The 24,660-nt window shown below is 73.6% G+C and carries 18 protein-coding genes; 11 read left to right on the forward strand and 7 right to left on the reverse strand.

What is annotated here, in order from left to right; translation table 11 throughout:
- Positions 1-22: 22 nt before the first annotated feature.
- The 4 genes from ACLJQE_RS21445 to ACLJQE_RS21460 all read right to left on the reverse strand — a co-directional run bounded on the left by ACLJQE_RS21445 (position 23) and on the right by ACLJQE_RS21460 (position 4,795).
- Positions 23-328, reverse strand: coding sequence for a hypothetical protein (locus ACLJQE_RS21445; protein WP_410641080.1), 306 nt, complete (start codon positions 326-328; stop codon positions 23-25).
- Positions 329-470: 142 nt separating this feature from the next.
- Positions 471-1,406, reverse strand: coding sequence for an NAD(P)/FAD-dependent oxidoreductase (locus tag ACLJQE_RS21450; RefSeq protein ID WP_410641081.1), 936 nt, complete (start codon positions 1,404-1,406; stop codon positions 471-473).
- Positions 1,407-3,119: an ABC transporter ATP-binding protein gene (locus ACLJQE_RS21455; protein WP_410641155.1), complete on the reverse strand. Its 1,713-nt coding sequence runs from the start codon at positions 3,117-3,119 to the stop codon at positions 1,407-1,409.
- Positions 3,116-4,795, reverse strand: a complete 1,680-nt coding sequence (locus ACLJQE_RS21460) for an ABC transporter ATP-binding protein (protein ID WP_410641082.1) — start codon at positions 4,793-4,795, stop codon at positions 3,116-3,118. Before ACLJQE_RS21460 ends, ACLJQE_RS21455 begins: the two co-directional genes overlap by 4 nt.
- Positions 4,796-4,941: 146 nt before the next feature.
- Between ACLJQE_RS21460 and ACLJQE_RS21465 the strand changes: the two genes are divergently transcribed.
- On the forward strand, positions 4,942-10,209 hold the full coding sequence (locus ACLJQE_RS21465) for an amino acid adenylation domain-containing protein (RefSeq protein WP_410641083.1): 5,268 nt from the start codon (positions 4,942-4,944) through the stop codon (positions 10,207-10,209).
- Positions 10,210-10,391: 182 nt separating this feature from the next.
- On the forward strand, positions 10,392-11,330 hold the full coding sequence (sbnA, locus tag ACLJQE_RS21470) for a 2,3-diaminopropionate biosynthesis protein SbnA (RefSeq protein WP_410641084.1): 939 nt from the start codon (positions 10,392-10,394) through the stop codon (positions 11,328-11,330).
- Here sbnA and ACLJQE_RS21475 read toward each other — a convergent pair.
- Both ACLJQE_RS21475 and ACLJQE_RS21480 read right to left on the reverse strand, forming a co-directional pair.
- A complete protein-coding gene (locus tag ACLJQE_RS21475; RefSeq protein WP_410641085.1) occupies positions 11,297-12,586 on the reverse strand; it encodes a M16 family metallopeptidase in 1,290 nt (429 codons plus the stop codon). The genes sbnA and ACLJQE_RS21475 overlap by 34 nt on opposite strands.
- Positions 12,587-12,748: 162 nt before the next feature.
- A complete protein-coding gene (locus ACLJQE_RS21480; protein WP_410641086.1) occupies positions 12,749-14,056 on the reverse strand; it encodes a M16 family metallopeptidase in 1,308 nt (435 codons plus the stop codon).
- Between the two features lie 199 nt (positions 14,057-14,255).
- Between ACLJQE_RS21480 and ACLJQE_RS21485 the strand changes: the two genes are divergently transcribed.
- Genes ACLJQE_RS21485 through ACLJQE_RS21505 form a run of 5 tightly spaced genes read left to right on the forward strand, consistent with a single transcriptional unit; the run spans position 14,256 to position 19,115 of the window.
- Complete coding sequence (locus tag ACLJQE_RS21485; protein ID WP_410641087.1) at positions 14,256-15,116, forward strand: hypothetical protein; 861 nt, start codon at positions 14,256-14,258, stop codon at positions 15,114-15,116.
- A 9-nt stretch (positions 15,117-15,125) separates the two neighbouring features.
- Positions 15,126-16,886: an ABC transporter ATP-binding protein gene (locus tag ACLJQE_RS21490; RefSeq protein WP_410641088.1), complete on the forward strand. Its 1,761-nt coding sequence runs from the start codon at positions 15,126-15,128 to the stop codon at positions 16,884-16,886.
- Entirely contained in the window at positions 16,883-17,911 is a 1,029-nt protein-coding gene (locus tag ACLJQE_RS21495; protein WP_410641089.1) for an alpha/beta fold hydrolase, read from the forward strand. The genes ACLJQE_RS21490 and ACLJQE_RS21495 overlap by 4 nt, the downstream gene beginning before the upstream one ends.
- A complete protein-coding gene (locus ACLJQE_RS21500) occupies positions 17,908-18,459 on the forward strand; it encodes a hypothetical protein (RefSeq protein ID WP_410641090.1) in 552 nt (183 codons plus the stop codon). Before ACLJQE_RS21495 ends, ACLJQE_RS21500 begins: the two co-directional genes overlap by 4 nt.
- Before the next feature lie 2 nt (positions 18,460-18,461).
- Positions 18,462-19,115, forward strand: coding sequence for a LuxR C-terminal-related transcriptional regulator (locus ACLJQE_RS21505; protein WP_410641091.1), 654 nt, complete (start codon positions 18,462-18,464; stop codon positions 19,113-19,115).
- 430 nt (positions 19,116-19,545) lie between these two features.
- Here ACLJQE_RS21505 and ACLJQE_RS21510 read toward each other — a convergent pair whose 3' ends face one another.
- Positions 19,546-20,973, reverse strand: coding sequence for a phytoene desaturase family protein (locus ACLJQE_RS21510; protein WP_410641092.1), 1,428 nt, complete (start codon positions 20,971-20,973; stop codon positions 19,546-19,548).
- A 221-nt stretch (positions 20,974-21,194) separates the two neighbouring features.
- Here ACLJQE_RS21510 and ACLJQE_RS21515 point away from each other — a divergent pair, with 221 nt between their 5' ends.
- The 4 genes from ACLJQE_RS21515 (at position 21,195) to ACLJQE_RS21530 (ending at position 24,551) form a co-directional block, all read left to right on the forward strand.
- The gene (locus ACLJQE_RS21515; protein WP_410641093.1) at positions 21,195-21,341 is read left to right on the forward strand and encodes a hypothetical protein; all 147 of its coding nucleotides are present in this window, start codon (positions 21,195-21,197) and stop codon (positions 21,339-21,341) included.
- A gap of 138 nt (positions 21,342-21,479) precedes the next feature.
- On the forward strand, positions 21,480-22,424 hold the full coding sequence (locus ACLJQE_RS21520) for an RNA polymerase sigma-70 factor (protein ID WP_410641094.1): 945 nt from the start codon (positions 21,480-21,482) through the stop codon (positions 22,422-22,424).
- 82 nt (positions 22,425-22,506) lie between these two features.
- On the forward strand, positions 22,507-23,682 hold the full coding sequence (locus tag ACLJQE_RS21525) for an NAD(P)/FAD-dependent oxidoreductase (RefSeq protein WP_410641095.1): 1,176 nt from the start codon (positions 22,507-22,509) through the stop codon (positions 23,680-23,682).
- 26 nt (positions 23,683-23,708) lie between these two features.
- Positions 23,709-24,551, forward strand: a complete 843-nt coding sequence (locus ACLJQE_RS21530) for an NAD(P)H-binding protein (RefSeq protein ID WP_410641096.1) — start codon at positions 23,709-23,711, stop codon at positions 24,549-24,551.
- Positions 24,552-24,660: the final 109 nt, after the last annotated feature.

Below are 24,660 nucleotides of genomic sequence, written 5' to 3' on the forward strand. Positions count from 1 at the left end.
CGGGCGGCCCTGGCGGGACGGGTCAGGAGTGCGCCGACCGCGCCTCGATCAGGTCGGTGACCGACACGCTGCCCGACGGCGCGCAGGCGACGCCGGTGTCGGCCACCGCGTTGCCGCCGAAGCCGCGGACCAGGTCGACCGCCTGCTCGGCCCAGTGGGCCGCGGCGCGGTGCAGACCCGCCATGCGGGCGAGCTGTGCGGCCAGCGCGGCGCCCTCGGCGGTGGTGGCGCAGCTCGTCGGCTGCACGCTGCGGAACAGGCCCAGCGGCTCCAGCACCCCGCCGTCGGCGGGAACCTGCTGGGTGGCGGTGGTCTCGATGACACTCATCACGGGAGGAGTCCTTTGCGGTAAGGGACGGTGCGGCTCGACGGTAACCAGCGGGAACGCGGCCGGTGCCGGTCCCGGAAGCCCTTTCCCCGGGAAGCGGACGGCAGGTTCGGCCGCCGAGGAGGAGCCTCCACCAGAAGGCTCACCCGGCACCCGGGAGGGGGACGTCCGTCCCCGCTCGGAAAAGCTCCTGCTCCAGCCAGATCGCCGCCTTCGCACCGTCTGCGGCACCGGTGATCACGAACGGCGTCGGGCCCGGCAGCTCGGCCTGACGCGCGGTGTCACCGGCGGCGTACACGCCGGGAACCGTCGTCCGCTGCGCCGGGTCGACCCGCACGCAGCCGTCCGGCAGCAGCTCGCAACCCAGCCCCTCGGCCAGGTCCGTGTGCTGCCGCTGGGCCGGCCGGTGGAACACCGCCGAGCGCGTCAGCGGCTCACCGGCCGCGAACTCGATGGTGACGTCGCCGTCCTCGCCCGCCAGCCGGGCGACCGGTTCCTCCCGCACCGGGATGCCGGCGCGCAGCAGCGCGTCCCGGAGTTCGGGCCCCACCTGGAGCGGCCCGTTCGCGCACAGGACGAGGTCCTTCGCGAACCGGTCCGCGAGGTAGAGGGCCAGCATCGACTGCGAGAAGTCCCCGCCCAGCACCGCCAGTGGCCGCTCCGCCGCCTCGAAGCCGTGGCAGAACGGGCAGTGGTAGAGGCCCTTGCCGAACAGCTCGGTGACGCCGTCGATCTCCGGCAGCGCGTCGACCTGCCCGGTCGCCAGGATCACCCGGCGTGCCCGCGCGGTCGTGCCGTCGGCGAACTCCGCCGTGAAGTCGTCGGCCGTGCCGCGCAGCGCCGTGATCAGGTCGTCGCGGACCTCGACGGTCTGGTACTGCGCGAGCTCCGCGCGGCCGATCCGGCGCAGTTCCGACGGCGGGAAGCCGTCCCGGGACAGGAACATGTGCATGGCGGACGCGGGCGCGTTGCGCGGACGGCCGCTGTCCACCAGCAGCGTCCGGCGCCGCTGGCGCCCCAGCGTCTGGGCCGCGTTGAGGCCGGCGGGACCGCCGCCGACGACCAGGACCTCGAACATTCAGTCTCCTTCGGTGTTCCGGCCGGCGGGGATCCGCCAGCCGCGGGCGTACTCGCGTTGCGTGTGGAAGGCGGCGTACCGGCCGCCGAGCCGCAGCAGTTCGTCGTGGTGGCCGTGCTCGGCGATCCGGCCGCCGTCGAGCACGAGGATCCGGTCGGCGGCCCGCGCGGTGGCCGGCCGGTGCGTGACGACCAGCAGCGTGCGCTCGCCGCGGAGTTCGTCCAGCGCCCGGGTGACGGCTCGCTCGGCGGCGGCGTCGAGGGCCGCGGTCGGTTCGTCGAGCAGGACGATCGGCGCGTCCTTCAGCAGGGCGCGCGCGATCGAGACCCGCTGCCGTTCCCCGCCGGAGAGCTGCCTGCCGCCCTCGCCGACGCAGTCCCGCGCGACGAGGTCGCCGAGGCCCGCGCGTTCGGCGGCCGAGCGCACTTCCCGGTCGGTGGCATCCGGCCTGCCGAACCGGATGTTGTCGGCGACCGTCCCGGCGAAGAGGTAGGTGTCCTGGGAGACCAGGGAAATCCGCCGCAGCAGGTCCGCACTGCGCTGGTCGCGGACGTCGGCCCCGCCGACCCGGACCGCGCCGCCGTCGACGTCGGAGAACCGCGGTACCAGCCGCAGGATCGTGCTCTTGCCGGCGCCCGATGTCCCGACCAGTGCCGTCATCGTGCCCGGCGGCACGGTGAAGCTGACGTCCCGGAGCACCGGCGGGCCGCCGTAGCCGAACCGCACCCCGGCGAACTCGATCGACGGCGCACCGAACGGGTGCGGTGCCTCGGGTTCCGGTAGCCGCGGTTCGGCCAGCACGCGCTCGATGCGGTCCAGCGCGCCGCCGGCCATCCGGACGGCGGCGCCGAGCTCGGCGGCCACGAGCATCGGTTCGGTGAAGCGGACGGCCAGCACGAGCGCGACCACCGTGGTCGCCACGTCGACTTCCCCGCCCAGTGCCCGTGCGACCGCGACGAGCACGAGGGCGGTGAACGCGGCCTGCACCGTCACCACGAACACGGCCAGGCCCGGCAGCGCGGTCTTCAGCATCCGGCGGGCCGCGTTCCGGTGGGCGACGAGCGCGTCGTCGAGCAGGCGCAGCCCGGGGCCGCTCAGGCCGAAGGCCCGCAGCAGCGGCTGGTTGCGCGCGAATTCGACGATCCGGGCGGCGGCCTCGCCCGCGGCGGCGTCCGCGGCTTCGTCGGTGCGGCGCACCAGCCGTCCCGACCACCGGCAGGCCGCCACGGCGAAGGGCGCGGTGGCCAGTGCGGCGAGGCCGGTCCGCCAGTCGACGGCGCAGAGCGCGACCGCCGCGGCCGCGGGCGTCACGACCGCGCCGATCAGCGGGTCGAGCAGGTGCGCGGGCACCCCCATGACACTCATGACGTTCTGCGTCGCCACGCGGCCCAGCGAGCCGGCCCTGGCCGGGGTGAACCAGCCGAGCGGCAGCGTGACGACGTGGTCGCCGATCCGGCGGTGCAGGTGGGCCGAGAGCGTGTACCCGGTGTGCCGGGCCGTGACGACGCCGCGGTGGTGGACGAGGCCGCACACCGCGGTCGCCGCCACCACCGCCGTCAGCCACGGCCACGCGTCGTCCGGCGCGCGGAGGATCGGCAGCAGGAAGGCGAAGACGGCGCCCTGGAGCGCGGCGGCGACGGCGAGCAGGGCCGCGGCGCGGTTCAGCGGCCGTGCGCGGCCGGGGCCGAGCAGGGCGATCAGCCGGCGGATCATGCCGCGCACGCCCACATCCGGGCGTAGCCGCCGCCGGCCGCGACGAGCTCGCCGTGCGTCCCGCGTTCGGTGATCCGGCCCTGCTTCAGCACCACGATCTGGTCCACGTCGGTCACCGTGGCGAGGCGGTGCGCGATCACCAGCGTCGTCCGGCCGGCGACCAGTTCGGACAGCGCTTCCTGGATCGCGGCCTCGGACTCCGGGTCCACCGACGCCGTCGCCTCGTCGAGGATCAGCACCGGCGTGTCGGCCAGCAGGGCCCGCGCGATCGACAACCGCTGCGCTTCGCCGGTCGAGAGGGTGGCCTCTTCGCCGAGGACCGTGTCGTAGCCGCGGGGGAGCGCGAGCAGCCGCTCGTGGATCCGGGCCGCGCGGGCGGCGGCGTGGACGTCTTCGAGCGGTGCCTCCGGACGGCCGAGCCGGAGGTTGTCCGCCACGCTGGTCCGCAGCACCCGCACGTCCTGCAGCACGAAGCCGATCTGCCGGTAGAGCTGCGCCGCCGGCAGATCGCGCAGGTCGGCACCACCCAGCCGGATCGCGCCGCCGGTGACGTCGTGGAAGCGCGCGGCGAGGGCGGCCACCGTGGACTTGCCGGAGCCGGACGGGCCGACGAGCGCGGTCACCGTGCCGGGCTCCAGCGTCAGGTCGATGCCGTGCAGCACCTCGGTTTCGCCGTCGTAGGAGAAGTGCACCGAGGCGAATTCCAGCCGGGCGCCCGCCACGGTGGCCGAGCCGGAGCTCCGCTGTTCGGCGGTGGCGAGCAGCCCGGCGATGTCCGCGGCGGCCGCCTGCCCGGCGCGGGTGTCCTGGACGCCGTAGCCCACCGCGAGCAGCGGCCCGGACAGCCCGGCGCCGACGAGCACGAACGGGATCGTGTCGGCGGGGGAGAGCATTGTCCCGGCGAGCAGCAGGACGCACAGGGCGACCGCCGGGGACATCGCGAACTGGCTCCACGCCATCGCGGGCGTCACCGAGCGGGCCCAGCCCGCGACGAACTCGCCGTAGCGCTCGGCCGCCTCGGTGAACCGCCGGTGCGCGCGGCCGGTCTGGCCGAAGGCCTTGACCTCGGCGATGCCGTCGAAGAACTCGACGACGGCGGAGCCGAGCGCGGCCGTGGCCGCCTGGTACTCGCGCATGCGGGCCTGGACGTCCCGCATCGCCTTCCGGTGCAGCAGCAGGCCCACGGCGAGCGGCACGACGGTGACGAGCGAGAGCAGCGGGTCGAGCGTGGCCAGGTACGCCGCGGCGGCCAGGGGGGCGACCACCGCCGTGGTCAGGTCCAGCAGTGCGTGCGCGACGAGGTGGTGCAGCGCGCCGACGTCGTCGGAGACCGCGCGCTTGACGCGGCCGGAGTCGTGCGCGGCGAACCAGCCCAGCGGCAGCCGGGTCAGGTGCCGGGCCAGCCGGCGCCGCAGCGACAGCTGCAGGTCGTTGTCGGCCAGGTGGGTCAGTGTCGAGGCGGTCACCAGCAGGAGCGCACGGACCGGCAGGGCCACGAGCGCGACGGCCACCAGGGGCCACAGCGCGGTCATCGGCGTACCGGCGAGGAGACGGCGGCACAGCTCGGCAACGGCGGCGAACGGGGTCATCCCGGCGATCGCGGCGCCGGCCTGGCACGCCAGGCCGGCGAGGAGCCGGACACGGACCGGAGCGAGCAGGGCGCGCAAGGGTGTCACTTCCGGGTGTCCCGTCCTTCCGATGGGCTTGGTCACTCTCGCGCAGCGTAGTTGACAATGGTTATCGTTGTCGACAAGGGTGAAGCGGCCGCTCGCGTGAGTGGTGTCCGTGAATGCGAGGAGCGTCTGTGTCTTTTGAGGAGCGTGTGAAACACGATCCCACGGCCGGGGCCGCGTGGCTGCGTGAATGTGTCGCCGACCTCATCGGGGTGCCGCCCGGTGAAGTCGACCTCGCGCTGAGGTTCGCCGAACTCGGCGTGGAATCCCTCGGAGCGCTGAAACTGCGCCGCGCCTTGGCCGCAAAATGCGGAACCGAAGTGCCGCTGACCGCGTTCCTCGGAGAAAATCCGGCATTTCGCGTACTCGAATTCCTCGGTGAAGCCGGTCCTGCGGCACTGCCGGACACCACGCCGGTGGTCGCCGTCGAACCGGGAGAACCCGTGGCGCTGACGCCGGTTCAGGGTGCGTACTGGACCGGCCGCGGGGACGACTTCGCGCTCGGCGGCGTCGCCACGTTCTGGTACCACGAATACGACCGGCCGACCACGGACGTGGCCGCGTTGGAATCGGCGCTCGCCCGGCTGGTCGCCCACCACCCGATGCTGCGGACGACGATCGGCCGCGACGGTTTCCAACGGGAGAGCGCCGAAGTTCCGCCGGTGCGCATCGAGTGCACGGATTTGCGCGAAATGCGCACCGAAGAAGCCGAAGGGGTACTCGCGGAACTGCGTCAGCGCCTTTCCCACCAGGTCCGCGCCCCGCACGAATGGCCGCTGTTCGACGTCCGGGCGGCCCTGCTGCCCGGCGGCGGCATGCGGGTGTTCGTCGGCTTCGACGTGCTGATCCTCGACTTCGCCAGCTGGCAGCTGCTGATGTCCCAGTGGGGACGGCTGGTCGCCGACCCGGGCTTCGCGCTGCCCGCGCCGCCGTCGGCGTTCCTCGACATCGTGCGCCACCGCGAGACCGATCCCGCGTACCGGGCGCGGCGCGAGCGCGACCGCGCCTACTGGGCCGGCCGCGCGCTGCCCGCGGGGCCCCGGCTGCCGGTGGACGGCGACGCCGTGCCGCGGTTCCGCCGCCGCCAGTGCCGCCTCGACGCCGATCAGTGGGCGAAGCTGCGCGAGCGGGCCGCCGCGCGCGGCCTGAGCTCGACGTCGGTGCTGCTCGCCGCGTTCGGGCTGGTGCTGCACCGGTGGGGCGCGACCGAGCCGTTCGCGCTCAACGCGACCCTGTTCGACCGGCCCGCGAACGCGCGCGAGCTGGTCGGTGACTTCACCACCACCGCGCTGGTCGCGATGCCCGCACCGACGTCCTTCGTGGACTACGCCAGGACGGCGAACGAGACGCTGTGGGAAGCGATCGACCACTGTTCGTACACCGGCGTCGAGGTGCGGCGCGAGCTCGGCCACGCCTACCCGGTGGTGTTCACCTCCGGGATCGGCATCGGTGATGGCACCGCCCCGGCCGGCTGGCTCGGCGAGGAGGTGTTCGGGGTTTCGCAGACGCCGCAGGTGCTGCTCGACCACCTCGTCTGGGAAGAGGACGGCGCCGTCCGGCTCGTCTGGGACGCCGTCGACGCCGCGTTCGGGGAGGGCTACCTCGACGGCCTGGCCGACGCCGAGTACACGCTGCTGACCCGGCTCGCCGAGGACGACGCGGCCTGGACCACCGCCGACCTGGGCTGGGACCCGACGTTCGCCGCACCCGAGCCCCTCGACGTGTCACCGTTCGGGGACTGCGGGCCGCTGCTGGACGCGCCGCTGCGGCTCGCCGCGGACCGCACGCCGGAGGCGCCCGCGGTGCTCGCGGCCGGGGAGGTGCTGTCACACGGCGTCCTGGCCGCCCGGGCGTCGGCGCTGGCCGGGACGCTGGCGGCCGCGGGGGTGTCGGCCGGGGAGCTCGTGCTGGTCGCGTTGCCGAAGTCGGCCGAGCAGATCGTCGCGGTGCTCGCGGTGCTGCGGTGCGGCGCGGGGTACGTCCCGGTGGACCCGGCGTGGCCGGCGGCCCGGATCGCCGCGGTGTGCGCGCGGGCCGGGATCACCCACGCGGTCGCCGCGGCGGACGTCCCGCTTCCGCCCGGTGTGACCACTGTGGACACCGTGACCACTGTGGACGGTGCTACCGGCGGCCCGTTGCCCGCCGCTGCTCCGGACGACCTCGCCTACGTCATCTTCACCTCGGGCTCGACGGGGGTGCCCAAGGGCGTGGCGATCGAACACCGGCAGGCGCGGACGACCATCGACGACGTCACCGACCGGTTCGCGATCACCGCGGCGGACCGCGTGCTCGCGTTGTCGGCGTTGAGCTTCGACCTGTCGGTGTACGACATCTTCGGCGTCCTCGGCGCGGGCGGGGCGATGGTGCTGCCGGACCACGCGCGGCAGCGCGATCCGCAGCACTGGTGCGAGCTGATCGCCGCGCACGGCGTGACGGTGTGGAACACGGCGCCGGCGTTGCTGGAGATGGTCGTCGAGTACGCCGAGTCCGACCCGGCCGCGAGCCTCGGGTCGCTGCGGCTGGTGATGCTGTCCGGCGACTGGATCCCGGTGAGCCTGCCGGACCGGCTGCGGGCGCTGGCGCCGGGGGCGCGGGTGATGAGCCTGGGCGGGGCGACGGAGGCGTCGATCTGGTCGATCACCCACCCGATCGGGGAGGTCGACCCGGCGTGGCCGAGCATCCCGTACGGCCGGCCGCTGCGCGGCCAGGGATTCTTCGTGCTGGACGACGACGGCCGGCCCTGTCCGGTGGGCGAACCGGGGGAGCTGTTCATCGCGGGGGCGGGCGTCGCCCGCGGGTACTTCGGTGACCCCGAGCAGACGGCCGAGCGGTTCGCGGTGCACCCGCGGCTGGGTGAGCGGCTGTACCGGACGGGCGACCTCGGACGCTGGCGGCCCGACGGGACGATCCAGTTCCTGGGCCGGACGGACCGCCAGGTCAAGATCCGCGGCCACCGCATCGAGCTGGGCGATATCGAATCGGCCCTGGACCGGCTGCCCTCGGTCCGCCAGGCCGTGGCGGCGGCGGTGCCGGGCCCGGACGGGCGGCCGCGCCTGGTGGGGTACGTGGTGCCGGCCGAGGCGTGCACGGAACGGGACCTGGCGGCGCGGCTGGCGGCGGTGGTGCCGGAGTACCTGGTGCCGACGCGGTTCGTGCTGCTGGCGGAAATGCCGGTGACGGACAACGGGAAGGTGGACCACAAGGCGTTGCCGAACCCGTTCCGGCGGGGGACCGCGGTGGCGGAACCCGCGCCGGAGCCCGCGGTGGCGCACCGAGCCGCGGCTCCGGCCGCCTCGATTCCCGCTGCCGCACCACGAACTGCCGCAGCGGCGCCCGCGACGACCGACGGTTCCGTCGCCGACCTCGTCCGCAGCATCCTCGGCGACGTCGACTTCGGCCTCGACCTCATCGCCGCCGGGGCCAGCTCGCTCGACGTCGTGCGGCTGGCCAACGCCATCGAAGACCGCACCGGGACCCGGCCCTCCTTCACCGAGCTCGTCGCCCACGTCTCCATCGCGGACCTCGTCCGCGCCTGCTCCGCACCGCAGGCACCTCCGGCCGCCGGCCTGCCCGATCCCGGTGGGCTCGTCCTGGCCATGCGGCTCGAACGTCCCGACGACCGGCCCCTCGCCGATGCGCTCGCCGATGCCGGCCGGTGGCTGCGCGACCTGCACGACTGGGCCGGCCACACCGGCTACCGCGTCGAGGAATCCGTTCCGGCCGGTGGCCGCGGCCTGGTCGAAGTCCGGCTGCGCACCGGCGGCACCGGCGGCCCCACCGGTCCCTTCCCGCTCACCGAAATGCAGCTCGCCTACCTGGTGGGCCGGGCCGACACCTGGCTCGGCGACGCCGTCGCACCGCACTACTACACCGAGGTCGACGTCCTCGACCTCGACCCCGCGAGGCTCGCCACGGCCCTGCGCACGGTGATCGCCCGCCACCCGATGCTCCGCGCGACGATCACGCCGGACACGCTCCAAGACGTCTCCGACGCCCCGCCGCCGTGCGAGGTCGAGGTGTTCGACCTGCGCGGCCGTCCGGACGAAGCCGCGCGGATCCGCGCCGAGCGTTCGCACCGGGTGCTCGATCCGGCGCGCGGCCCGATGCTGCACCTCGCCGCCGGCCGGCTCGACGACCGGACCTGGCGAGTCCACTTCGGACTCGACCTGCTCTTCTGCGACGCGCAGAGCGCGGTCATCCTCGCCGACGAGCTCGTCACCGCCTACCACGACCCCGCCCGCCTGCCCGCGCCGCCGCGCGTCACCTTCGGCCAGTGGGTCACCGGTCGCCAGGACGTCCCGGAACGGTCGCGGGAGTACTGGCGGCGCGCGGCCGCGCGGATGGCGGACGGCCCCGCCCTGCCCGTCCGGGCCCCGGGCGCGGGCAAGGTCCGGTTCACGAGGCGGCACGCGGAAATCCCCGCGGACCGCTGGAAAGCCCTGTGCGCCAACGCACGCCGCCACGGTGTCACGCCGACCGGGCTCGTGCTCGCCGCGCTCGCCGACACCCTGCGGGCCGGCGGTGGCGGGGACCGGTTCACCCTCGTCGTGACGTCGTTCGACCGGCCCGCCGGGCACGCGGGGGTGATCGGCGACTACACCTCGACCGTGCTGCTGGACGTCGACCGCGTCGCGGGCAGCCACGCCGATCGCGCCCGGGCCGTGCAACAGCGGTTGCTCGCCGACCTCGACCACGCGCACGTGCACGGCAACGAGGTGCTGCGCGAACTCACCGCGCGGCGCGGCAGGCAGGTGCTGCTCCCGGTGGTGTTTTCCAGCGGTCTCGGCAGCACGCGCACCGCGGACGGCGCCCCCGCCGACGCGTCGCGGCTGCTGTCCCGCTTCGGCCGCACGGAATACGCGATCAGCCAGACCCCGCACGTCGTGCTGGACTGCCAGGTCTTCGAGGCCGGGGGCGCGCTGCGGATCAACTGGGACGCGGTCGACGCCGCCTTCCCGGACGGCTACCTCGACGCGCTGTTCGCCGCGTTCGTCGCGGCGGCCGGCGCGACCGCGTGGGACGAACCCGACCCGAGCGGCCTGGCGGCACTGGGCCTGGCGCGCGAACCGGTCGCCGCGGACCGCGGCGTCCCGCGGCCACGAGCAGGCCGCGGCGCGGACCCGGCCGTGGAGCAGCGGATCGCGCGGGTGCTCGGCGAGCTGCTCGGCGTCCCGGCCGGGGAACTGGACCCGCTGCGGACGTTCTTCGAGCTGGGCGCGACGTCGCTGACGCTGGTGCGGGCCCACCGCGAGCTCGCGGCCGAACTGGACCGGCCGATCACCGTGCTGGACCTCTTCGCCCGGCCGAGCCTGCGGGAGCTGGCGGCCCACCTGTCCCCGGTGACCGCGGAACCGGAGGACGACGTTCTGGTGTCGGCGCGGTCCCGCGGCCGGGCGAGGCGGGTGGCCCGCCGCTGACCACCGCCTGGCGGGCGCGGGCCGTGAAGGGCATCACCACCAGCCGGGCGGTCCCGCCCGAAAGCTCCCCCGGCCACCACCGGGGGAGCTTTCGCGCGGTTGCGCCGGAACCCACGATTCCCGAAAGGCACGTCGCCGTCCTGCGGATTACGCGGCAGCGGCCGGCGTGAAACGTTGGCCGGGTGACCGTCATCGGTTCTCCCCACGAGTTCAACAGCAGCGACCTCTACGTCGATCTGCGCGGCAGCGTCGGCGTCCCGCTGTTCCTGAAGTGCGAGGGTTTCAACTTCGCGCGCTCGATCAAGCTGAAAGCGGCGACCGAGATGGTCGAGGGCGCCGAGCGGCGCGGGGTGCTGCGGCCGGGGATGACGATCGTGGAGTCCTCGTCGGGAAACCTGGGCGTGGCGCTGAGCATGCTCGCGGCCAGCCGCGGCTACCGGTTCGTCTGCGTCACCGACGCCCACTGCACGCCGTCCAGCCGCCGGCTGATGCAGGCGCTGGGCGCGCAGGTGCACGTGGTCACCGAGCCCAAGGCGGACGGCGGCTTCCTCGCGGCCCGCATCGAGCACGTCCGGGCGCTCTGCGCCGCCGAACCCGGCACGGTGTGGCTCAACCAGTACAGCAGCCCGGACAACTGGGGCGCGCACTACCGCCGGACCGGCCCGGAGATCCTGGCCGCGTTCCCCGGCCTCGAAATCCTCTTCGTCGGAGCCGGGACCACCGGGACCCTCATGGGCTGCGCCCGCTACCTCCGTGACCGGGGGCACCGCGCCGAGGTGATCGCCGTCGACGTCGAGGGGTCGGTCACCTTCGGCGGCCCGCCGGGCGTGCGGAAGATCCCGGGCCTCGGCACCGGAATCCGGCCCGCGCAGCTCGACGAGTCCGTTGTGGACGACGTGGTCGTCGTCGGTGAGCGCGAGACCGTGGCGGCGTGCCGCGAGCTCGCCGCGCACGGGTTCGTCTTCGGCGGCTCCACCGGGACGGTCGTCGGCGGCGCCCGCCGCTGGCTGGCCCGGAACCGGCCGGGCGAGGACGTCGTCGCCGTGGCGATCGCCCCGGACCTCGGGGACGGGTACCTGGATTCGGTCTACAACGACGACTGGGTGCGCGAGCTGCCCTGAGCCGGGGTCACGCGCTCTTCGTCGCACAGCAGGACGGTGACCGCGTTGTCCGGAGCCAGGTACCTGCGCGCCGCCGCCGTCACCTCCTCCGGGGTCACCGCCGCGAGCCGGGCGTCGTGCCCGCCGAGCCACGAGACCGGCAGCCCGTGCAGGTCGAGGTCGCCCAGCGTCGCGGCGAGCCCGGTCAGCGTCGCCAGCCGCAGCCGCAGGGTGCCGACGGAGTAGCGGCGGGCGCGGTCCAGCTCCGCCGCGGTCACCGGCCGGTCCGCCATCCCCGCCAGCTCGGCGACGACCTCGCCGGCTGCCGCTGCCGTGTTCGCCGTGACCACGTCCAGCGACACCGTCGCGAGGTGCGCTTCGTCGACGTGCAGCAGCGAACTGCGCGGTGCGTAGGAGAACCCCTTGTCCTCACGGATGTTCTGCACGAGCCGGGACGAGAAGTAGCCGCCGAACACCATGGCGGCCAGCGCCAGCGCGGGGTAGTCCGGCGCGTCGTAGCGGGGCACGGGCAGCGCCATCCGCAGCAGCGACTGCGGGACACCCGGTTCGTCGACCACCGACCGGCCGGGCGTCCACGGACCGGGCCGTTGCATGCGGACCCGGCGTCCCGGCCGCCAGCCGCCGAGCGCGCGTTCCACCTCGTCGAGTGCCGCGCCGGGCTCGAAGTCGCCGGCCAGCACCAGGCAGGCTCCGGTGGGGACGACCCGCTCGGCGTGCAGTGCTTCGACGACGTCCCGGCCGGTCCGGGTGAACTCCCCGGGCCGGGGTGCGGGCCTGCCGTAGGGGTGGTCGCCGAACATCCGGGTGTTGAGCGCCTCGGCGACGTGCTGGGCCGGGCTCGCGAGGACGGCGATCGTGGCCTGGACGGCGTGTTCGACGGTGAGCGCGAAGTCGCCGTCCGGGTAGGCCGGGTCGGTGACGATTTCCCCCAGCAGCGTGAGGAACGCGGGCAGCTGGTCGGCGAGGACGCTGCCGGCGATCCGCAGCCGGTCGGCGTCGACCGCCGCGGACAGGCCGCCGCCCATCGCCCGCACGCGGTCCTGGGTGCGGGTTTCGTCGGCCAGCGCACCGGCGAGCAGCACCGCGGCCGCGGCATCGGCGTGCGCGAACGGAATGCTGAGGCACGCCTCGGCGAGCGGCGTGCTCGCCCGGCGGGTGGCCAGGACGCGGAGGCCGTTCGGCAGGGTGCGTTCGTGCACGACGGGGACGCGCAGGGGGCCGGGGGCCGGGACGTCGAGCAGGTCGAAAGCGGTCATCGGGTGGCTCCTGGCTGGAGGTCGGGTGGTGGCCGGCCGCACTCCGCCCAGGTGGGCACTTTCACGTGAAAGTGCCCACCTGGGCGGAGCTTTCACGTGAAAGCTCCGGTGTTGGCGCGGGGCGGCCGGGGTGGCTTGGTGTGAGGGGTGGGGGCGCGGTGGTCACCGCGCGGCTCCCGGCCGCAGTTCGACCGTGGCGCGCCGCTCGGGGCGCAGTGCGGCCGCGGCGGCTCGGACGTCGGCCGCGGTCACCGCCCGGCTGAGCGGGCCCAGCTCGTTGATCACGTCCGCGCTGCCGTGCTGCAACGCGAACACCGCGAGGTGCCTGGCGCGCCCGGCCAGGCCGTCGAGCGTGCGGACCAGCTGGGCGCTGAGCGTCCGGGTCGCCGCGGTGAGCTCGGCCGGCTCCGGCCCGTCGACGGCGAGCCGCTCGGTCTCCTCGTCGACGGCCTTCAGGATCGCGTCGATGCCCGGCCCGTCCGGCGCCGGGGCGGCGGTCAGGACCAGGCACGTCGGGTCGCGGACGCCGAACACCTCGCCGGTGAGCCCGAGCGAGCAGTCCACTGAGGACACCCAGCGGTCGCGCCGCACCAGCCGGCACGTCAGCCTGCCCAGCGCGTTGTCGGTGAGCAGCAGGCACAGCACCAGGTGCGCGAGGTAGCCGCGCAGGTTGGCCGCGGGATCCGGGACGCGCCACGCCGACGCGAAGGCCGGCAGCGGCGCCAACGTGTCCACATAGGAATCACGGCGCTCGGCCGTGAGGTCCGGTTCGGCGATGACCGGCCGCGGCGGGACCGGACGGGCCGCGATGTCCGAAAAGTACCGCTCGGCGAGGTCGATCCCGCGCTCGGCGGAGACGTCGCCCGCCAGGCACAGGACGGCGTTGCCCGGCGCATAGTACCGCTCGAAGAACGCCTGCGCCTGGTCCGTCGTCGCGGTGCGCAGCTCGTCGATGGCGCCGTAACCGTTGTGCGCGTTCTCGAAGGTGCCGAACACCAGCGGCGCCAGCTGCAGCCACGGGAACCCGCCGTACGCCCGCGAGATGATCGCTCCCGTGATCTCCTCGGCCACCACGTCGATCTGGTTGGCCAGGCTCGACGCGGTGAGCGCCGGCGCCCGCATGCGGTCGGCTTCGAGGAACACCGCGTGCTCCAGCCCGGACGCCGGAAGCACCTGGAAGTACTCGGTGTAGTCCAGGTGGGTGGTGCCGTTGAAGACGCCGCCGCAGCTCTGGACGTAGTGCGCGTGCGCCCCGCGCGGCAGGTTCGCCGAACCCTGGAACATCAGGTGCTCGAAGAGGTGCGCGAAACCGCTGAAGCCCCGTGGTTCCGAACGGCTGCCGACGTCGTAGACGACCGTGACGGCGACGACCTCGGCGTCGTGGCCGGGCGCGACGAGCACCCGCAGGCCGTTCGGGAGAACGTGCGGGGTGAGCGGGTAGCGCCGATCGGCGCGCAGAAACGTGTCCATGACCGTCGCCACGTTAGCCGCGCGCCCCGGCGGCGAAGTGCGTCCCGGTCCAAGGTCATCACTTCGGCGGAGGCGGCTTCCGTGTTTCACGGAACAGCGCATCCACCGCATTGACGAGGCCGATCGGGGCGTGTGAAAACGGTCTCGCCGCCGGTGAACGTCATCGGTCGGGGCGTATCGAACGACAACGGAGCGACGCATGGCACAGGCGGAAGTCATCCCGGGTGGCGGGATGCTCGGCGTCGACAAGGCGCTGCGCGAGACCGAGATCCTCATTTCGACGGGCATCATCCTCAGTTCGCTGGAATCACTGGTGCGGCCGAAGGACGTCGATGACGACGGCCTGATCAGCTGGCGGATCGGGCGGACCCGGTCGAAGCGGATGGCCAGGGGCAAGACCGGCGAGATCTTCGACAAGATCTTCACCAGCCCGGGCATCCAGGTGCTGACCTCGTTGCGGCTGACCGCTTCGACGCTGGTCGCGCTGCCGGGCACCAACCGGCAGACCAAGGCCGCGGCGATGACGTTCCTCGCCGTCTCGAACGTCCTGATGCAACTGCGGAGCAACTACGGCGCGGACGGGTCGGACCACGTCAACCTCGTCGTGTGCGTCGCGGTGGCGGCCAGCAAGTTCTTCCCGAACGACGAAAAGGCGCGCAAGGCCTGCACCGCCTTCATCGCCGGGCAGTCGGTGGTCTCCTACTTCGCGGCCGGGGCCGCCAAGGCGATTTCGCCGTACTGGCGCGACGGGAGCGCGATGCAGGGCATCTTCCGCACCAAGACCTACGGCCAGAAACAGGTCGGGGAGGTGCTGAAGAAGTACCCGTGGCTGGCCCGTCTCGGCGGCTGGGGCGTGTGGGTGGGCGAAATGCTCTTCCCGCTCGTGCTGGTGGCGCCGAAGCCGATCGCCGCCGGGCTGCTCGGCACCGGCGTCTCCTTCCACGCCGGCAACGCCGCCTTCATGGGCCTCAACCGGTTCCTCTGGGCCTTCAGCGCCACCTACCCGAGCGTCGTCCACCACTCCAAGCACTTGTCCAAGCGCATCACGGCCGGACAGTAGGGAATCGGCGTGTCCACAGAGAAGAAGAGGTCCGGTACCCGGACCGTCCTGCGCCTGCTGGCTCCTTACCGGAGCCCGCTGGGCGTCGCCGGGATCGTCGGGCTGGCCAGCGCCGTCGTGTCGCTGATCCAGCCGATGGTCGTCGGCGACGTCGTCGGTGCGCTCACCAGCCGCACGCTCGCGGCGAGCACCCTCGTCCTGCTCATCTCGCTGTTCCTCGGCGACATCGTGCTCCGCGTGATCGAGATGTACCTGCTCGGCCGCTGCGGCGCGATGATGGTCCTCGAGACCCGGCGCTCGGTCGTGCACCGGCTGCTGCGCGCCCCGATCAAGGCCCACCGGGAACGCCAGCGCGGTGATCTGTTCGTCGGCGCGGTCGCCGACACCGACCTGCTGCACGGGTCGCTGATGATGGGCATGATGAACATCGCCGCGAGCCTGGTGCTCGTCGTCGGCGGGGTCGCCTTCATGACCTTCATCGACCCGCTGCTCACCCTGGTGACGGTCGGCTGCCTCACCTTCGCCGCGGTCGGCAGCGTCTTCGTCGCCCGCCGGGTGCGCAAGGCGATGGCGGCGAACCGCGAGGCCGTCGGCCGCTTCGGCGCCGCGCTCCAGCGGGCGCTGATCGCGATCGGCACGGTGAAGGTCAGCCGCGCCGAGGACCGCGAAGCCGAACTGGTGCTGACGCACGCCGCGGACGCCACCAGCGCCGACATGCGCGCGGTGCGGCTCCAGGCCGCGATGACACCGCTGGTCAACCTCGGCATCCACGGTTCGTTCGCCGTCGTCTTCACCCTCGGCGCGGCCCGGATCGCCAGTGGCGCACTCGACACCGCCGGGTTCGCCTCCTACCTGCTCTACCTGTTCTACATGCTGACGCCGCTCATCACGCTGTTCACCAGCTTCGCCCAGATCCAGCTGGGCGTGGCCGCGGGACAGCGGGTGGAGAGCCTGCTCGACCTGCCGGACGAGCGCGTGGAGCCGACGGCCGCGGCCCCGGTCTTCGCCTCCTCGGTGCTGGAGTACGAGTCCGTTTCGTTCGGGTACGCCGACGGCAAGCCCGTGCTGGACAACGTGTCGTTCGCCGCGCTCGAGCGGGGGCTGACGGCGGTCGTCGGACCCTCGGGCACCGGCAAGACCACCTTGTTCTCGCTCGCCGCGGGACTGTGGCGACCGGGGAACGGCCGGATCCGGCTCGGCGGTGTCGACCTGGGGTCGGTGGACCTGGAGACCCTGCGCGGCCGGATCGGCTACGTGGAACAGGACGCCCCGGTCCTCGACGGCACGATCCGGGAGAACCTGCTCTACGCCAATCCGGACGCGACCGAAGCGCAGCTCCGGCACGCCGTCGAGCTGGCCCACCTCGCCGAGTGGGTGGACGGCCTCGAAGACGGGCTCGAGACCAGGGTCGGCGAGTCGGGCGCGGCGATCTCCGGCGGCCAGCGGCAGCGGATCGCGATCGCCCGGATGCTGTTGCTCGAACCCGAGGTGCTGCTGCTGGACGAAGCCACTTCGCAGCTGGACGCCGAAGCCGAGCTCGCCCTCCGCAAGGCCGTGGCCGAGGTGTCGCGGGACCGCGCGGTCGTCGCGGTCGCGCACCGGCTGTCCACTGTGGTCGAAGCCGACCGGATCGTCGTGCTCGACGGCGGGCGGGTCCGGGCGATCGGCGACCACCAGTCGCTGCTGGCGGCCGACGACCTGTACCGGCGCCTGGTGGCCACGCAGCTGCTGCCCGAAGCCACCGTGCTCACCGCAGGGAGGAACTCATGAACCGGCTGGCGTTGAAGTGCGGCCTGTCCGCGGCCGCCGGGGTGCTGACCGCCGTGCCGTTCGCGGCCGGCGCCGTCTACCAGACCGTGCGGACCCGCCAGGACGACCGGGAGCTGCCCGGGCTCGGCGAGCTCGTCGACGTCGACGGCCGGAAGGTGCACGTGCGCCGCATGGGCGCGCCGGCGGCCGGCCCCACGGTGGTGTTCGAAAGCGGCCTGTCCTCGCCGCTGGAGATGTGGAGCCGGGTGCAGGCGGCGGTCGCGGAGTCCGTCCCGACGATCTCCTACGACCGCGCCGGCATCGGCTGGAGCGAACCCGGCGAGCGGCCGCGGACCGCCGAACGGATCTGCGGCGAGTTCGAGCGGCTCCTGGACGTGCTCGACGTCCGCGGCCCGCTCGTCCTGGTCGGCCACTCCTACGGCGGCATGCTGCTGCGGGCCTACGCCCAGCGCCACCCGGACCGGGTCGCGGGCGTGGTGCTGGTCGACGCGGCCCACCCCGAGCAGCTCGAACGCTCGGCCCGGCAGCGCCTCGGCCTGCCGCTGATGAGGGCGAGCGTGCGGAGCAGCCTGTTCTGGGCCCGCTTCGGCCGCAACCGGCTGCGCAAGGTCGACCGCGGCAGCCAGCTCGCCGGGCTCGAGGAACGGGAGCTGAACACGACCGTCGCGCGCATGATGAGCACCCGCAACTGGCGCACCTCGGACGCGGAGATCGACGCGTGGCTCGAGCACGTCGTCGACGAGATCCGTTCGACCACCTTCGCCGCGGGCACCCCGCTGTTCGTCGTGACCGCGGAGGAAACGGAAAAGGCCGACCCGGTGCACGGCGAACTCCAGCGCGAGCTGGCGTCGATGTCCGAGGTGTCGGTGCAGCAGACCCTGCCCGGGGCGACCCACCTCGGGATGTTGTGCTCGGCCGGCTCCGCCGTGGGCGTGACCGCGGCCGTGCTCGAAGTCGTCGACGCGGCCCGCACGGGCCGGGCCGTCAAACCCGTCGAATTCGAACCACCGGGAGACCAGCCGTGAGCACCTCGACCCGCACCCTCGCCGCGATCAGCGCCCGGTACGCCCTCTACGGCGTCCTCGGCAGCTGGCTGGTCGCGACCACCCTCAGCCAGGACCCCACCCGCAAGTTCGACAAGATCCGCCAGTGGGACCCGACCGGCTCCCTCATCCCGGACTGGCGGTTCTTCGCGCCGCGGCCCGGCATGCACGACTACCACCTGCTGATCCGCGACGAGCTGCCCGAAGGCGAGGTCACGCCGTGGAAGGAGTTCTGCCAGGTCGAGGAGCGCCGGTGGCAGCACTTCTTCTGGTACCCGGGCCGCCGGGCGGAGAAGGTCGTCACCGACGCGGTGTCGGGGCTGATCCAGATGCAGCCGGACCTCAAGGACCGCAAGGAGGACGTCCAGGTCTCCGTGCCGTACCTGACCCTGCTGAACTACGCGACCCACCAGGTGCCCCACCACCCGGAGGCCAAGCGCGTGCAGTTCCTGATCGCGACGTCGGCGGGCTACGACGAGTCGGAGGAGCCGATGATGCTCTTCCTTTCGAACCCCCACCCGCTGGCCTGACGATGACGGGCGGCGACGGCGTCACGGTGCTCGTGACGGGTTCCTTCAGCGTCCCGGCGGACAACATCCGCTGGCTCCGGGCCAACGCGCCGGAGATCGCCGCGGTGGAGCTGGTGGTGGACCGGGACCAGCTGTGCACCCGGGCGAGTGCCGCCGGCCGGGCGGTGGGGATCGTCGACGCGGCGACCCCGGAACTGCCCCTGCTCGCGGAGCGGTTCGGCACGGTCGCCGTCGGCGGGATCCTCGCGGTGACGGCGAACCCGGCCGAGGACCACGTCGTCGGGCTCTTCGCGCGGGGCGTGACGGGGGTGGTCCTCACCTCCAGCCCCGCCGAAGAGCTCGTCACGGCCATCCGCGGGGTGGCTTCGGGCCACTGGTTCGCACCGCCGAGGTACCTGGCCGCGCTGGCCGAGACCGTGGTCCGGAACCCGCGCGGGCCCCGGGCCCGGCACCTGCGCGAGCTGCTGACCGAACGCGAGCTGGAGGTGCTGCTGCTGCTGGCTTCGGGCAGCGCCAACCAGGAGATCGCCGACGCACTCGGGATTTCGGTGACGACGGTGCGCAGCCACGTGCTGAGCATCCTGCGGAAGCTGAACGTGCCGAACCGCACGGTGGCGGCGATCTGCGCCTACCGCTCAGGTCTCGCCGGAGTCTGAGCCGGGGCGCTGGGATGCGTTTGCGGGGACCCGAGCGCCCCAATGTGGCCTTGGTTGCGTTCAACGCACCCAAGGTGGCCTTCGGTGCGTTGAACGCACCGAAGGCCACCTTGGGGCGCTCGGCGTTTCGCGACTTTGGGCCGGTCCGCGGACGTGTCCGCGCCTTTGCGCGTCATCGGGAGGAAAGCGGGTCACGCCCGCGGCTCACTTCGGCGCGATCTTCGCGGCTGCCATGGAGAAGGTGCCTGCGCTGGATGCCGGGCCCGCGCACCCGCCCTGGGGGCGCGCGGGCGCGCGGGCCCGGCCGTAGGGCCGGACGCCCGGGTGTCCCCACCGGGCGCGGCCATGGGAGAAGCGTATTTCCCTTCGGTACCCGGTGACCATCGGCGATCTCCGGAAACCTCGCGGGTGGAACGCGGATCGCTCGCGGTCAGCCTCGCCGGGTGCGGTGGAGGTGGCGCAGTGCCCGCGCGGCGGCGTTCGCCCCGCACATGCCGTGCGCACCCGCGCCGGGCGGGGTGGCCGCCGAGCACAGGTACATGCCCGGAACGCCGACGTCGTAGGGCGAGAGCGTGATCCGCGGCCCGAACACGAGCTGGCGGACGGTCGTCGCGCCGGTGATGACGTCGCCGCCCACGTAGTTGGGGTTGTACACCGCCAGCTGGGTGGCCGAGCGGACCGCCGTGCCCACGATCCGGTCCCGGAAGCCGGGCGCGAACCGTTCGATCTGTTCGACGATGGCTTCGGTGGCGTCGCCCGGATAGCCGTGCGGCACGTGGGCGTAGGTCCACAAGGGATGGATGGGGCCCGCCGACCGGCCGGGGTCGGCCAGGTACTGCTGCCCGGCCAGCACGAACGGGCGTGCCGGCAGCCGTCCGGCGTGGATCTCGCGCTCGCCCGCGGCGAGTTCGGCGTACGTTCCTCCCAAGTGGACGGTGCCGGCCCGGCGGACGTCCGCGTTGGCCCACGGCACACCGCCTTCCACGGCGAAGTCGACCTTGAACGCGCCCGGCCCGTGCCGGTACCGGCGGTAGGCGCGGGCGATCCGCGGGGGCAGGCGGTCGCCGAGGATGTCCGCGACCGCGCCGGGCGTGAGGTCGAACAGCGTCACGTCGGCGGGCGGGAGCTGCGTGGCCGAGGTGACGCGCACGCCGGTCTCGATCCGGCCGCCGAGGTCGGCCAGCAGCTTCGCCAGCGCGGTGGTGATCGAGCCGGACCCGCCGACCGCCACCGGCCAGCCGTGCCGGTGCCCGGCGGCGATGATGCCGAGGCCGATGGCCGAGGTCATCGGGTGGTGCAGGGGCCGGAAGGCGTGCGCGGCGATCCCGCCGAACAGCGCCCGCGCCCGCTCGGTGGCGAACAGCCGCGCGAAGACCGCGCCGGGCAGGACGGCGGGCAGGCCGAACCGCGCCAGCGTCAGGGGGTGCTTCGGGAACCGCAGCAGCGGGCCCATGATGTCTTCGGCCAGCGCGTCGAACCGCGCCGACGGCCGTCCGAACGCGCGCCGCCAGCGCGCGCCGTCGGAGCCGAGCGCGGCTTCGGTGTCGGCGACGGACCGGTGCAGCAGGGCCGCGTCGCCGCCGTCGAGCGGGTGCGCGCAGTCGATCTCCGGCCACGCCCAGGACAGGCCGTACCGGTCCAGGCCCAGCTCCGCGAGGAAGGCCGAGCCGACGGCCATCGGGTGGAACGCCGAGCAGTCGTCGTGCAGCAGGCCGGGCCGGATCGCCTCGGTCGACCGGGCACCCCCGCCGATCCGGCCGGCGGCCTCCAGCACGGTGACCTCGACGCCCGCGCGGGCCAGGGCCACGGCGGCGGCGAGCCCGTTGGGGCCGCCCCCGACGACGACGGCGGTGCTCATGCTCTGCTCCCGATCATCCGGGGATCACGGACGCCCAGTTTCGGCCCCCGGCGGCGGTTCGCGGGCGAAAAGACACCGAATCGGGGAGAAGGTTCCTCGAACGGCGGACGGCCGGTCGTGGTCGTGAGGGATTTCCCTGCCCGGGTCCGCCGGGCCGGTGCCGGCGGGGGCCGGAGTGGTGTCATGAGGGGAACAGGCGCGAGCCGGGAAGGAGCGGCCGGATGGGCACCGGAGCGCAGGTGGTCGTGGCGGCAGTGGCGGTCCTGGTGGTGCTGACCCGGCTCGCGGTCGCGCTCTGCCAGGCCCGGGCGGACGCCCGCATCGCGGCCCGCCGAGCCCGCGAAGACCGGCGCCTCCCGGCGGGGTAGCACCCGCCTTTCCCCTCACGACCGGCCGCGGCAGAGCTCACCCCGGGCCGGCCCGGGTGCACCGGCTCCGGCCGGGCGTCGTGCGGTGTGTTGCCCAAAACGGATCACCGCCGGCCGCGGGAATGGTTGACTGGGGGCATGCCGGTCGGGGTGCACGAGGTCGAGGTGTTCGAAGGGGCGCGGGCGCGGCTGGAGGCCATCGCCTACCGCCTGCTGGGGTCGGCGAACGACGCCGAAGACGCCGTGCAGGACACGTTCCTGCGCTGGCAGTCCGCCGACCGCGAGCTGATCGAGACGCCCGAGGCGTGGCTGACGAAGGTGCTCACCAACCTCTGCCTCAACCGGCTCACCTCGGCGCGGGCCCGGCGGGAGACCTACGTGGGCCAGTGGCTGCCCGAGCCGGTCTTCGCCGGGGACCGGATGCTCGGTCCGTCCGACACGGTCGAGCAGCGTGAATCGGTCTCGATCGCGATGCTCACGCTGATGGAGCGGCTGTCGGCGAAGGAACGCGTCGTGTACGTGCTGCGCGAGGCGTTCGGGTACTCGCACGGGGAGATCGCCGAGGTGCTCGACCTCACCGAGCCGAACTGCCAGCAGATCTACCGGCGGGCCAAGCAGCACCTGGCCGCCGACCGGCGCCGGGTCGAGGTCGACGCGGCCGCCGCCCGCAGGATCGTCGAGGAGTTCCTCGCCGCGGCCCTCAGCGGGCGGACCGACTCGCTCGTCAAGCTGCTGGCCGACGACGCCGTCAGTATCGGCGACGGTGGCGGCGTGCTCTTCTCGCTGCCGCGGCCGGTCACCGGTGTGCTGCGGGTGGCGCGGTTCCTGAGCGGGCTGTTCAAGCCGAGCGACGCCAAGTGGGCGCTGATCGGCGGGCGGCCCGTCCTGTACTCCTCGGTGGTCAACGGCGTACCCGCGCTGGTGCTGGTGGTCGACGACCGGATTGCCGGGATCGTCACGCTGGACGTGACCACCGACGGCATCGCGGCCGTCCACGCCCAGGTGAACCCCGGGAAGCTCGAGCGCGCGGCGCGGGTGTGGGACACCTCCGAGCACGGGGAACCGCTCCTCGAAACCTGGTGACTCAGGTCACATCCCGCAGTTGTCAGGTTTCGCGCCGCCGTCCGGTTCAGGAAGCACACACCGACCGGACAGGAGCAAAACCATGAAGCACCGCATCGTCGTCCTCGGGGCCGGGTACGCCGGAGCCAACGCCGCCGGCCGGCTCGCCAAGCGGCTGCACCTCGCCGACACCGAGATCACCCTCGTCAACGCCGACCCCGAGTTCGTCGAGCGCGTCCGCATGCACCAGCTGGCGACCGGACAGGACCTGAAGCCCCGCCCGCTGGCCGAGGTCTTCGCCGGCACGGGGGTGCAGGTGCGGATCGCGCAGGTCAGCGCCGTCGACGCCGAACGCAAGACCGTCGCCCTCGCCGCCGGCGACGAGATCGCCTACGACACCCTCGTCTACGCCCTCGGCAGCACTGCCGCCGACGGCGGCGTTCCGGGCGTCGCCGAGCACGCCCACCACATCGCCGGCAAGCAGGCCGCGCTGCGGCTGCGGGCGCGGCTGGCCGAGCTCGCCGCGGGCGGCACCGTGCTCGTCGTCGGCGGCGGCCTCACCAGCATCGAAGCCGTCACCGAAATCGCCGAGGCCCGCCCGGACCTCGACGTCGCCCTCGTCGCCCGCGCCGGCCTCGGTGACTGGCTGAGCGAGAAGGGGCAGAGCCACCTGCGGAAGACGTTCGACCGGCTGGGCATCACCGTGCACGAAAACACCGCCGTCGCCGAGGTCGAGCCGTCGGCCGCGATCACCGCCGACGGCCGCACGATCCCGGCCCAGGTGACCGTCTGGACGGCCGGGTTCGCCGTCCACCCCATCGCCGCGGCGACCACGCTGGAGGTTTCCGCGACGGGGCAGATCGTCGTCGACGACACGATGCGGTCCGTCTCGCACGCCGACGTCTACGCCGTCGGCGACGCCGCGTTCGCCCGGGGCGCGAGCGGCTCGCCGCTGCGGATGTCCTGCGCCTCGGGAGTTCCCTCGGCCCACTTGGCGGCCGACGCCATCGCCGCCCGCCTGACCGGCCGCCCGCTCCCGGAGAACAAGATCGGCTACACCGGCCAGTGCATCAGCCTCGGCCGTCACGACGCCCTCGTGCAGTGGGTGACCCCGGACGACCAGGCGAAGCCGTCCGCCCTCACCGGCAAGGCGGCCGCCCGCCTCAAGGAATTCATCTGCAAGACCGCGGCGTGGAGCATCACCCACCCGACCAAAATGGCCCCGATGCGGCGCCGGCACACCGTCGCGGCCGAAGCACCGGCCGCGATCACCGTCTGACCTCGCTCAAGAAGGGGACGATCACCATGATCCTGCTCACCGGAGCCAACGGCGTCGTGGGACGCCGGGTGCGGGAACTGCTCGTGCAAGAGGGCATTCCCGTCACCGCCGTCACCCGCGGGCTCGACGAGGCCCCGCAACCCGAAAACGTGCAGGTCGTCCGGGGTGACCTGTTCCGTCCACAGTGGATCGAGGCGGCGCTGGCGGGAGTCGAAGCCGTGCAGATCAGCCCGCGCGCCACCGGCCCCGGCCTCGACGAGCTGCTGAAGCTGGCCGTCAAGCAGGGGGTGCGGCGCGCGGTGCTCCTGTCGGCCACCACCGTGGCGTATCCCGCGGGGGAAGCCCGCTTCGCCGCCCAGTTCCAGGCCGCCGAGGACCTCGTCACCCGCTCCGGTCTGGAGTGGACGGTCCTGCGCCTGGCCGACTTCGCCGCCAACGCGCTGGCTTGGGCGCCGCAGATCAAGGCGGGCGACGTGGTGCGCGGCGCGTACGCACGGGCCGCCAGCTCGCCGATCCACGAGACCGACATCGCCACGGTCGCCGTCCGGGCTCTCCGCGGCACCACCCCGGCGGAGTCCGTGTACACCCTGACCGGGCCGGAGTCCCTCGACCAGGAGGAGAAGGTACGGCTCATCGGCGCCGCCATCGGGCGGGAACTGTCGTTTCAGGAGCTCCCGCCCGAGCAGGTGCGCCACGGCATGCTCGCGCAGGGACTGCCCGAAGAGGTCCCCGCCCGCCTGCTCGGCTCCCTGGCCGACTACCGCGAGCGTCCCGGCCCGACGACCGGGACCGTGGCAGACCTGCTGGGCCGGCCCGCGCTCACCTTCGCCGGCTGGGCGCGCGACAACGCCGCCGCCTTCGGCCGCTGAGCACCCGCGGGCACGGCGGGCACCGGCCGGAACTCCGGCGGGTGAGGCCGGCCACCCGCTCAGGACAGGTCCGTGAGCAGGCCGATGAGCTGGTGTGCCGGCCGTCCGT

The organism is Amycolatopsis sp. lyj-346, from assembly GCF_046548975.1.
Lineage (GTDB): Bacteria > Actinomycetota > Actinomycetes > Mycobacteriales > Pseudonocardiaceae > Amycolatopsis.